This is a genomic window from Geobacillus sp. ZGt-1 (assembly GCF_001026865.1).
Taxonomy (GTDB): Bacteria; Bacillota; Bacilli; order Bacillales; family Anoxybacillaceae; genus Geobacillus; species Geobacillus thermoleovorans.
Genome location: NZ_LDPD01000023.1, coordinates 601,233 through 610,795, shown reverse-complemented (window position 1 = coordinate 610,795; position 9,563 = coordinate 601,233). Strand labels below are relative to the sequence as shown.

The following is a 9,563-nucleotide window of genomic DNA, read 5'->3' as shown; positions in this document are numbered from 1 at the left end:
GGTGTCCCGATCCTTTTGGGGCACCCTCTCCTCGAACAATGAACGCCGCTAAGCTTTGTGGTTTTTTAGTCTAAACAGCCCGTTGTCCCCATATATATAAACCAAGCATTCCTTTCGGGCTAAAGGGGGGACAGCGGGTGATCGAAATCCATTTTGACGAGGCAAGCGAGGCGGAAAAATTGGTTGGGCTGCTAGATCACCGGCAACCGGATGACGGTCCGCTGTTTCATGCCGCTTATGACGGGAACAAAACCGTGGCGGTTTACATACAGGGCGAGGAGAAGCGTGTGCTTGAGGAGCATATCATCCCAGCGATGACGGCGTTTATGCAGGAGGTGATGGAAGACCGGCTGCTGCTATCCATCATTGCCAATGTTTTTTATTTCCGCGACGTCGAAGAACAGCAGCAAATTTTGGCCCTCGCTCATTCGTTTTTGGACGGCGAGCGGAGCGATTACCGGAAAAGCGCGGCGTTTGCCGCCTCGCGCACCGTGATGTTGCGCGACGCTTTTGCCTCCTTTTTGCGCGACGGCTTGTCATTTTCGTTTTCTTCGTTCGTTACGTTCCGGTTAAAGCCGTATATGGAGCGCCTCCAACATTATGTCGAGCTGGCGATTGATGAATACAAGCTGGAGCAGGAGTATCAAAATTTTGTGCAAATGCTGCGCGACTGCCTGGCTGGCCGGACGCCGCAATGGCCGCGCCTGTATTTGGTGCACGATCCGCCGCACTTCGTATTTTACGACAGCGAGCGGCGGGAGCTGTCGGCGGCGGAAGTGAGACAGTTGATCGACCGCCATCTCGTCTTCAGCCAGCCGATGTATATTGATGCATCGGTGCTCGCTCCGCTTGTCTCGCTCGCTCCGGCGGAAATTGAGCTGTACACCGATCATCCGGATGACGGCATGGTGCAGACACTGCAAAACGTGTTTCAAGAACGGCTGATCGTCTGCCGCCGCGCCGATTTTTCCCGCTTGTTTGCCGCCAACGCTGGAAATGGGGGAGAAGCTTGATTTTTCCTGCTGTTTTCGCTATAATGTCGTCATGAATATGGATGAATACAAGCGATGACGAGGACATGGGTGCATTTTTACGGTTTCCAGAGAGGGAAGGCAGCGGCTGGAACCTTCCTAACACGAAAAATGCGCTTACCCCCTCAGAGCTGCGGCAGCGAACGCAACGCCCAGTAGTTGCCGCCGGTGGACGACCGTTATTCTTGTTGAGCCATGGCATGGCGAGGCGCTGCCATGGGAAGAAGGGTGGAACCACGATGAAAACTCGTCCCTTTAGGAGGGAGGAGTTTTTTTATTTTTCCATTTTCATCATCATGACAAAGGAGTGATTGCCGATGCCAGACGTCATTCGCATCACGTTCCCAGATGGGGCGGAAAAGGAGTTTCCGAAGGGGACGACGACGGAAGACATCGCTGCCTCGATCAGCCCGGGGCTGAAGAAAAAAGCGATCGCCGGCAAACTGAACGGCCGGTTCGTTGATTTGCGCACGCCGCTTCACGAAGATGGCGAGCTTGTCATCATTACCCAAGACATGCCGGAGGCGCTTGACATTTTGCGCCATAGCACCGCCCACTTAATGGCGCAGGCGATCAAGCGGATGTATGGCAACGTCAAGCTCGGCGTCGGTCCGGTCATTGAAAACGGCTTTTACTATGATATCGACATGGAGCATAAGCTGACGCCAGACGACCTCCCGAAAATCGAAGCGGAAATGCGCAAGATTGTCAAAGAAAATTTGGACATCGTCCGCAAAGAAGTGAGCCGCGAAGAAGCCATCCGGCTGTATGAAGAAATCGGCGATGAGTTGAAGCTCGAGTTGATCGCCGATATTCCGGAAGGCGAGCCGATTTCGATTTATGAGCAAGGCGAGTTTTTCGACCTTTGCCGCGGTGTGCACGTGCCGTCGACTGGAAAAATCAAAGAGTTCAAGCTGCTCAGCATCTCGGGGGCCTACTGGCGCGGCGACAGCAACAACAAAATGCTGCAGCGCATCTACGGCACGGCCTTTTTCAAAAAGGAAGACTTGGATCGTTATTTGCGCCTGCTTGAAGAAGCGAAAGAGCGCGACCACCGGAAGCTCGGCAAAGAGCTTGAGCTGTTTACGACATCGCAACAAGTCGGACAAGGCTTGCCGCTATGGCTGCCGAAAGGAGCGACGATCCGCCGCATTATCGAACGGTACATCGTCGACAAAGAAGTGGCGCTCGGATACGATCATGTCTACACACCGGTGCTCGGCAGCGTCGAGCTGTACAAGACATCGGGCCATTGGGACCATTACAAAGAAAACATGTTCCCGCCGATGGAGATGGACAACGAAGAACTTGTGCTTCGTCCGATGAACTGCCCGCACCATATGATGATTTACAAAAGCAAGCTGCACAGCTACCGCGAGCTGCCGATCCGCATCGCCGAGCTCGGCACGATGCACCGCTATGAAATGTCTGGAGCGCTTACCGGCCTGCAGCGCGTCCGCGGCATGACGCTCAACGACGCCCACATTTTCGTGCGCCCGGACCAAATCAAAGACGAGTTCAAGCGCGTCGTCAACTTGATTTTGGAAGTCTATAAGGATTTCGGCATTGAGGAATACTCGTTCCGCTTGTCTTACCGCGATCCGCATGACAAAGAAAAATATTATGATGACGATGAAATGTGGGAAAAAGCGCAACGCATGCTGCGGGAAGCCATGGACGAGCTCGGCCTCGATTACTACGAAGCGGAAGGGGAAGCGGCGTTTTACGGGCCGAAGCTCGATGTGCAAGTGCGCACGGCGCTTGGCAAAGACGAGACGCTCTCGACGGTGCAGCTTGACTTCCTGTTGCCCGAGCGCTTTGATTTGACATACATTGGCGAGGATGGGAAGCCGCATCGTCCGGTCGTCATCCATCGCGGCGTCGTCTCGACGATGGAGCGGTTTGTCGCGTTCCTCATCGAGGAGTATAAAGGCGCGTTTCCGACATGGCTCGCCCCGGTTCAAGTCAAAGTGATCCCCGTGTCGCCGGAGGCGCACCTCGATTACGCGTATGACGTGCAACGGACGCTGAAAGAACGCGGCTTCCGCGTCGAAGTCGACGAGCGCGACGAAAAAATCGGCTATAAAATCCGCGAAGCGCAAATGCAAAAAATCCCGTACATGCTCGTTGTCGGCGATAAAGAAGTGTCTGAGCGAGCGGTCAACGTCCGCCGCTATGGAGAAAAAGAAAGCCGGACGATGGGGCTTGACGAGTTTATGGCCTTGCTCGCTGACGATGTGCGGGAAAAACGGACAAGATTAGGGAAAGCGCAATAAACCGTTGACAGGCGACATAAACGTTCAAGCGCTACAAGGAAGCAACGGTGGCGATGGCCCATGTCATGGGCGGTTTTTCAAAGAAATGGCGGCGTGAACAAGATTTTCTCTTGCCAATTGAATGTTGATCCGCTATAATAAAGGACGTTGTGTTTATCAAGATCCGCTCCTTGACATGCCATCGCCAAGGTGGTATAGTGTATAAAGTGGAATGATTGCTTGTTTGTAACAAAAGCAGAAGCACCCCGCTTCTCACCTGACCGACGCCAAGACGGCTGTTGGCAGGTTGTTACGGTTCGTCAATGCGAGTGTAAGGACGTACTGCGCGGGTGCTTTGTGCATCTGCGCTTTTTTTTGGGCTGGAAGTGGGGCTCTGCTGGCAAACAAGCCAGTCGGAAAAAACCTTGGAGGTGGCTCATTATTAGCAAAGATTTTATTATCAACGAACAAATTCGTGCCCGTGAAGTGCGCTTGATCGACCAAAACGGCGAACAGCTTGGCATCAAGTCGAAGCAGGAGGCGCTTGAGATTGCGGCAAGACGCAACTTGGATCTTGTGCTTGTCGCGCCGAACGCCAAACCGCCCGTTTGCCGCATCATGGACTACGGCAAATTCCGCTTCGAGCAGCAGAAGAAAGAGAAAGAAGCGCGCAAAAAACAAAAAGTGATCAACGTCAAAGAGGTGCGCCTCAGCCCGACGATCGAGGAGCATGACTTCAACACGAAGCTGCGCAATGCGCGCAAGTTTTTGGAAAAAGGCGATAAAGTGAAGGCGACGATCCGCTTTAAAGGTCGGGCGATCACCCATAAAGAAATTGGGCAGCGCGTCCTTGACCGCTTCTCGGAAGCGTGCGCCGACATTGCCGTTGTCGAAACGGCGCCGAAAATGGACGGGCGCAACATGTTTTTAGTGCTCGCACCGAAAAACGACAACAAGTAAGGAGGAACCTGCGATGCCAAAAATGAAAACTCACCGCGGCTCGGCGAAACGGTTCAAAAAAACGGCCAGCGGCAAATTAAAACGCGGTCATGCCTATACGAGCCACTTGTTTGCCAATAAAACGAAAAAACAAAAGCGTCATCTCCGCAAAGCGACGCTTGTCTCGCCTGGCGATTTCAAACGCATCCGCCAAATGCTTGACAACTTGAAATAACGACCGACTATAGGAGGGAACGATTATGCCACGCGTAAAAGGTGGACCAGTGACGCGCAGACGTCGCAAAAAAGTGTTAAAACTCGCAAAAGGCTATTTCGGCGCGAAACACGCATTATATAGAGTCGCGAACCAACAAGTGATGAAATCGCTCATGTATGCGTATCGCGACCGCCGTCAACGGAAGCGCGACTTCCGCAAACTGTGGATTGTCCGCATCAACGCGGCGGCTCGCCAAAATGGCTTGTCCTACAGCCGTTTGATGCACGGCTTGAAGCTGGCCGGCGTGGAAGTGAACCGGAAAATGCTCGCCGACTTGGCGGTGAACGATCAAGCCGCGTTCGCCCAACTCGCCGACTTGGCGAAAGCGAATTTGAATAAATAACAACGATGGCCATCCTTGATCAGGGTGGCCATTTTCTTATCAAGGAAAGGGATCGATATGGTACAATACGGGATAGCGATCAACCTTCTCGCTTTTTTCGTGATGGGGGTCGACAAATACAAGGCGAAGCGCCGCCGCTTTCGCACCGCCGAGCGGACGCTTTGGCTGCTGGCGTGGTTGGGTGGAGCTCTGGGGGCAATGGCGGGCATGTACACGTTTCGCCATAAAACGCGCCATCGGACGTTTCGCTATGGTTTGCCGCTGTTGGCAGCGGTGGAGCTGTTTCTCTATTGGCGATGGATGAGGTAGAAAGGGGAGGAGAGAATGAATTGGCCTTTGCTTTACGATATGCAGCGCATGTTGGATCGGCGCATTGAAACGGAGCATGGCTTGATGGAGGAAGATTTGTTTGCCCGCAAGCAGCTCGCCTTTCTTGTGGAGCTGGGTGAACTCGCGAATGAGACGCGTTGCTTTAAATTTTGGAGCATCAAACCGCCCGCGCCAGCCGAGCGAGTGCTTGAGGAATATGTTGACGGCTTGCATTTTTTATTGTCGCTCGGGCTGGAGTGCGGCTTGTTTTATGAAGAAAACGAAGCTCCGTCGGCGGGACGGCCGCTTGTCGAGCAGTTTCTTGCCGTGTTTCGCGCCGCCGAGCGGTTCGGGGAGACGAGAGCGCGAGGGGAATATGATGCGCTGTTTGCGGAGTATTGGCGGCTTGGCGTGGCGCTCGGTTTTTCTTCCGACGACATCGAGGCGGCGTATCGGCGGAAAAATGAAGTGAACCACAAGCGGCAAAACGAGCGCTATTGATCTTTTTTTCGGGTGGCGAATGATTCATTTTGCCAATCGTCAGCCTTTTCAAGTATAATAAAAAAGTGGACAAAACCGGAAAGGGGTGCCAAGATGGCGAAGTTGGACGAAACGTTGACGATGCTGAAAGCGCTGACCGATGCGAAAGGCGTCCCGGGCAATGAGCGGGAAGCGCGCGATGTGATGAAGACATACATAGCTCCGTATGCGGATGAAGTGACAACGGATGGCCTCGGCAGCTTGATTGCCAAAAAAGAAGGGAAATCGGGCGGGCCGAAAGTGATGATCGCCGGCCATTTGGATGAAGTCGGCTTTATGGTGACGCAAATCGACGACAAAGGATTCATCCGCTTCCAAACGCTTGGCGGATGGTGGAGCCAAGTGATGCTCGCCCAGCGCGTGACGATCGTGACGAAAAAAGGCGACATCACCGGCGTCATCGGTTCGAAGCCGCCGCACATTCTGCCGCCGGAGGCGCGCAAAAAACCGGTGGAAATCAAAGATATGTTCATCGACATCGGCGCGACAAGCCGCGAGGAAGCGATGGAGTGGGGCGTCCGCCCGGGCGATATGATCGTGCCGTATTTTGAATTTACGGTATTGAACAATGAAAAAATGCTGCTCGCGAAAGCATGGGACAACCGGATCGGCTGTGCGGTCGCCATCGATGTGCTCAAGCAGCTGAAAGGCGTCGACCATCCAAACACGGTATACGGCGTCGGCACGGTGCAGGAAGAAGTCGGCTTGCGCGGCGCGCGCACGGCCGCCCAATTCATTCAGCCAGATATCGCGTTTGCTGTTGACGTCGGCATTGCCGGCGACACGCCGGGGGTGTCGGAAAAAGAAGCGATGGGCAAACTCGGCGCCGGCCCGCACATCGTCTTGTACGACGCAACGATGGTGTCGCACCGCGGCTTGCGCGAATTTGTCATCGAAGTGGCGGAAGAGCTCAACATTCCGTACCATTTTGATGCCATGCCAGGCGGCGGTACGGACGCGGGAGCGATTCACTTAACCGGCATCGGCGTTCCGTCGCTCACGATTGCCATCCCGACGCGCTACATCCACTCGCACGCCGCCATTTTGCACCGCGACGACTACGAAAACACGGTCAAGCTGCTTGTTGAGGTGATCAAACGGCTTGACGCCGACAAAGTGAAACAACTGACGTTTGACGAATAAAAACACCGGCCGATTCGGCCGGTGTTCGTCATTGTTTAACCGCCTGCTCGAGTGTTGTGAGCATCATGTCTTTTTGTTGCTCATTGGCATGCGTCCAAATGGCTTCAAAGAGGACACCGAGGCCGGGCAAATATTTTTCCTCGCCTCGTTGGATCGCATCTTCGATCGTATGTTCCAGCTGCTCTTTCGAGTTGTTGGCTACGTTGTGCATAATGGCTTCCCGCAAGTTCAAATCCATTTGTCTCACCTCGTTGGCCGTATTGTACACCGTTATCGTTTGCCAATGGCGGCGGATTTATACATGGAGCGGCTCTCGTATATGGTATAATAGAGGAAAAACTAGACCGAAATGAGTGATGGCGACGATGGACGAGAAACCGCTCTATGGATTGGAACGAACGGTATTTCGCCAACTGCTCCATCTATTTTCCCGTTATGCTGATGTCATTGAAAAAGTCATTTTGTTCGGCTCAAGAGCACGAGGCGATTACAAGGAAGGATCGGATATCGATTTGGCGATCCAATTTCGAAAACCGGGAGGCCCGCTGTACCTCCTGCAATCGGACTTGGATGAACTTCCGATCATTTATCCGATCGATGTTGTTGATTACAATCAAATTCACAACGAACAGCTAAAAATGAATATTGACCAAGAAGGAAAGACGATTTTTCAAACGAACGAGCACGGGAAGGTGATGGTCACAATGAGCCGGCTGATGGATCGATTTTACGATTTCGAACGGGCGCTCTCCAAACTCCGGCAAAGTGCCGCAAGAGACGCCCAAACGGATGACCTTGTTGTTGATGCGACCATTCAACGCTTTGAATTCACGTACGAACTAGCATGGAAATGGATGAAACTTTATTTGGAGCATCAGGGATACGCTGAAGTGACGAGTCCGAGGAAAACGATTCGCGAGGAGTTTCGGGAAGGGTTGATTCAAGACGGAGAGACATGGCTTCGCATGCTCGAAGACCGCAACCGGACGTCCCATACGTATGATGAAGAAACTGCCATGGACATGTATGAACGCATTCGCACCCACTATATCCCGCTGTTTGACCGCTTGCTTGACGAAATGAAACAACGGCTTGACTCGGCGACATGAGCGGCCGGCGTGCGGAACGGAACGCGCTTGGCTTTGTGAAGGAACTTGACTTTGGTCGTGAAAGATGACAACGGCACACATTTTGCTATAATCAAAGGAAGAAACTTGATGCATGAGGTGACGACACAATGGAGAAAGCGACATTCGCCGGCGGCTGCTTTTGGTGCATGGTGACGCCGTTTGAGGAGCTCGATGGCATTTACGGCATCGTCTCCGGCTATACAGGGGGACATGTGGAAAATCCAACATACGAGCAAGTGAAAACCGGCACGACCGGCCACTACGAAGCGGTGCAAATCACCTTCGACCCGGACGTCTTTCCGTATGAGCGGCTCTTGGAGCTGTATTGGTGCCAAATCGACCCGACCGATGACGGCGGCCAGTTTCACGACCGCGGGCCGCAATACCGGACGGCGATTTTTTACCATAACGAAAAACAGCGCCAGCTTGCCGAGCAGTCAAAGCGGGCGCTCGAGGAAAGCGGGCGCTTCTCCAAGCCGATCGTGACGAAAATTTTGCCGGCCACCACGTTTTATCCGGCGGAAGAGTACCATCAAAACTATCATAAGAAAAATCCGGAACATTACAAGCAAGATCGAGCCGCCTCGGGGCGTGACGAATTTATCGCCAAACATTGGGGGACGAAGCGGTGAAGCGGATCGAATCGCCGAAAAATGCGCGCGTCAAACAATGGAAAAAGCTGCTGACAAAAAAAGGGCGCGATGAGACCGGATTGTTTTTGCTTGAAGGGTTTCATCTTGTCGAAGAGGCCATAAAAAGCAACGCGCCCCTTGTCGAGCTGATCGTTGATGAGCGGACGGCCGTCCCGCCCGGCTGGAACGTCACAGGTGTCCCGGTTACGATCGTGACCGAAGCGGTGATGAGGGCGATCAGCAGCACGGAGACGCCGCAAGGCATCGCCGCGGTGTGCCGGCAGCTGTCGACCGAGCTTGAAGGCGTGAAGACCGCCTTGCTTATTGACGCCGTGCAAGATCCGGGCAATCTTGGGACGATGATCCGCACCGCCGATGCCGCTGGGATCGATGCCGTCATCCTCGGCGAGGGATGCGCCGACTTGTACAATCCGAAAGTGGTGCGGGCGACGCAAGGGTCGCTGTTTCACCTTCCGGTTGTCAAAGGCGATCCGGCACAATGGATCGCGCGTTTCAAGGAGCAGGGCATTCCGGTGTACGGCACCGCCTTGGAGAACGCCGTCGATTACCGCACCGTTCCACAATCGTCTTCGTTCGCCTTGCTCGTCGGCAATGAAGGAAGCGGCGTCCGACCCGACCTGCTGCGCCTAACGACAGAGAACGTGTACATCCCGATTTACGGCCGCGCCGAGTCGCTGAACGTCGCCGTTGCGGCCGGAATTTTGCTTTATTCCTTGCAGGCGGTGCGGTAAAATTAGAATCGAAAATCAATCGGACAAGGGAGCGGAGACGGATGGATGGCGAACTGCGGGCGTTATTGAACGCTGTGCTCGAGCGTCTTGATGTTCAAGGGGCCTACATCGAACAAATGCGCATGGATATCGTCAAGCTGCAAGGAAGCGTGAAACAACTCGAAGACAAAGTCGATCGCCTTCAAAGTGATGTGGACGCCATGAAAAAAGAC

13 protein-coding genes and 1 other annotated feature are annotated in these 9,563 nt (G+C 53.6%); of the genes, 12 read left to right on the top strand and 1 reads right to left on the bottom strand.

Annotated elements, in window-relative coordinates:
* The first annotated feature begins 137 nt into the window (after window positions 1-137).
* From ytxC to VU18_RS11795, 9 genes are all read left to right on the top strand, one after another.
* On the top strand, window positions 138-1,013 hold the full coding sequence (gene ytxC, locus VU18_RS11830) for a putative sporulation protein YtxC (RefSeq protein WP_014196512.1): 876 nt from the start codon (window positions 138-140) through the stop codon (window positions 1,011-1,013).
* 41 nt (window positions 1,014-1,054) lie between these two features.
* The gene (locus tag VU18_RS20305; protein ID WP_143425218.1) at window positions 1,055-1,342 is read left to right on the top strand and encodes a hypothetical protein; all 288 of its coding nucleotides are present in this window, start codon (window positions 1,055-1,057) and stop codon (window positions 1,340-1,342) included.
* A gap of 6 nt (window positions 1,343-1,348) precedes the next feature.
* Window positions 1,349-3,307: a threonine--tRNA ligase gene (thrS, locus tag VU18_RS11825; protein WP_033025971.1), complete on the top strand. Its 1,959-nt coding sequence runs from the start codon at window positions 1,349-1,351 to the stop codon at window positions 3,305-3,307.
* A 226-nt stretch (window positions 3,308-3,533) separates the two neighbouring features.
* Window positions 3,534-3,667: a sequence feature (ribosomal protein L20 leader region), on the top strand.
* Window positions 3,662-4,246: a translation initiation factor IF-3 gene (gene infC / locus VU18_RS11820; protein ID WP_075261478.1), complete on the top strand. Its 585-nt coding sequence runs from the start codon at window positions 3,662-3,664 to the stop codon at window positions 4,244-4,246. Its footprint overlaps the feature before it by 6 nt.
* A 13-nt stretch (window positions 4,247-4,259) precedes the next feature.
* Window positions 4,260-4,460, top strand: coding sequence for a 50S ribosomal protein L35 (gene rpmI / locus VU18_RS11815; protein ID WP_011232191.1), 201 nt, complete (start codon window positions 4,260-4,262; stop codon window positions 4,458-4,460).
* 25 nt (window positions 4,461-4,485) lie between these two features.
* Entirely contained in the window at window positions 4,486-4,845 is a 360-nt protein-coding gene (gene rplT, locus VU18_RS11810; protein WP_011232190.1) for a 50S ribosomal protein L20, read from the top strand.
* A 57-nt stretch (window positions 4,846-4,902) separates the two neighbouring features.
* Window positions 4,903-5,154 carry a DUF1294 domain-containing protein gene (locus VU18_RS11805; RefSeq protein ID WP_047758142.1) on the top strand — a complete coding sequence of 84 codons (252 nt, stop codon included), beginning with the start codon at window positions 4,903-4,905 and terminating at the stop codon, window positions 5,152-5,154.
* 15 nt (window positions 5,155-5,169) lie between these two features.
* Complete coding sequence (locus tag VU18_RS11800; RefSeq protein ID WP_011232188.1) at window positions 5,170-5,655, top strand: dUTP diphosphatase; 486 nt, start codon at window positions 5,170-5,172, stop codon at window positions 5,653-5,655.
* A gap of 93 nt (window positions 5,656-5,748) precedes the next feature.
* Window positions 5,749-6,837 (top strand): M42 family metallopeptidase, encoded by a 1,089-nt coding sequence (locus VU18_RS11795; protein ID WP_011232187.1) that lies wholly within the window; start codon window positions 5,749-5,751, stop codon window positions 6,835-6,837.
* Between the two features lie 28 nt (window positions 6,838-6,865).
* On the opposite strand, the gene sspI is transcribed toward VU18_RS11795, so the two are convergent.
* Entirely contained in the window at window positions 6,866-7,075 is a 210-nt protein-coding gene (gene sspI / locus VU18_RS11790; protein WP_013524294.1) for a small acid-soluble spore protein SspI, read from the bottom strand.
* 127 nt (window positions 7,076-7,202) lie between these two features.
* Here sspI and VU18_RS11785 point away from each other — a divergent pair, with 127 nt between their 5' ends.
* The 3 genes from VU18_RS11785 to VU18_RS11775 all read left to right on the top strand — a co-directional run bounded on the left by VU18_RS11785 (window position 7,203) and on the right by VU18_RS11775 (window position 9,351).
* The gene (locus tag VU18_RS11785) at window positions 7,203-7,946 is read left to right on the top strand and encodes an HI0074 family nucleotidyltransferase substrate-binding subunit (protein ID WP_031206373.1); all 744 of its coding nucleotides are present in this window, start codon (window positions 7,203-7,205) and stop codon (window positions 7,944-7,946) included.
* Between the two features lie 128 nt (window positions 7,947-8,074).
* Window positions 8,075-8,599, top strand: a complete 525-nt coding sequence (msrA, locus tag VU18_RS11780) for a peptide-methionine (S)-S-oxide reductase MsrA (protein WP_013144533.1) — start codon at window positions 8,075-8,077, stop codon at window positions 8,597-8,599.
* On the top strand, window positions 8,596-9,351 hold the full coding sequence (locus tag VU18_RS11775) for an RNA methyltransferase (protein ID WP_047758141.1): 756 nt from the start codon (window positions 8,596-8,598) through the stop codon (window positions 9,349-9,351). The genes msrA and VU18_RS11775 overlap by 4 nt, the downstream gene beginning before the upstream one ends.
* The last annotated feature ends 212 nt before the right edge of the window (window positions 9,352-9,563 follow it).

What these genes read in the sequence shown, in the direction of transcription:
- VU18_RS20305 (WP_143425218.1), top strand. Translation starts at nt 1,055, where the DNA reads ATGAATACAAGCGATGACGAGGACATGGGTGCATTTTTACGGTTTCCA.
- thrS (WP_033025971.1), top strand. Translation starts at nt 1,349, where the DNA reads ATGCCAGACGTCATTCGCATCACGTTCCCAGATGGGGCGGAAAAGGAG.
- rpmI (WP_011232191.1), top strand. Translation starts at nt 4,260, where the DNA reads ATGCCAAAAATGAAAACTCACCGCGGCTCGGCGAAACGGTTCAAAAAA.
- rplT (WP_011232190.1), top strand. Translation starts at nt 4,486, where the DNA reads ATGCCACGCGTAAAAGGTGGACCAGTGACGCGCAGACGTCGCAAAAAA.
- VU18_RS11805 (WP_047758142.1), top strand. Translation starts at nt 4,903, where the DNA reads ATGGTACAATACGGGATAGCGATCAACCTTCTCGCTTTTTTCGTGATG.
- VU18_RS11800 (WP_011232188.1), top strand. Translation starts at nt 5,170, where the DNA reads ATGAATTGGCCTTTGCTTTACGATATGCAGCGCATGTTGGATCGGCGC.
- VU18_RS11795 (WP_011232187.1), top strand. Translation starts at nt 5,749, where the DNA reads ATGGCGAAGTTGGACGAAACGTTGACGATGCTGAAAGCGCTGACCGAT.
- sspI (WP_013524294.1), bottom strand. Translation starts at nt 7,075, where the DNA reads ATGGATTTGAACTTGCGGGAAGCCATTATGCACAACGTAGCCAACAAC.
- VU18_RS11785 (WP_031206373.1), top strand. Translation starts at nt 7,203, where the DNA reads ATGGACGAGAAACCGCTCTATGGATTGGAACGAACGGTATTTCGCCAA.
- msrA (WP_013144533.1), top strand. Translation starts at nt 8,075, where the DNA reads ATGGAGAAAGCGACATTCGCCGGCGGCTGCTTTTGGTGCATGGTGACG.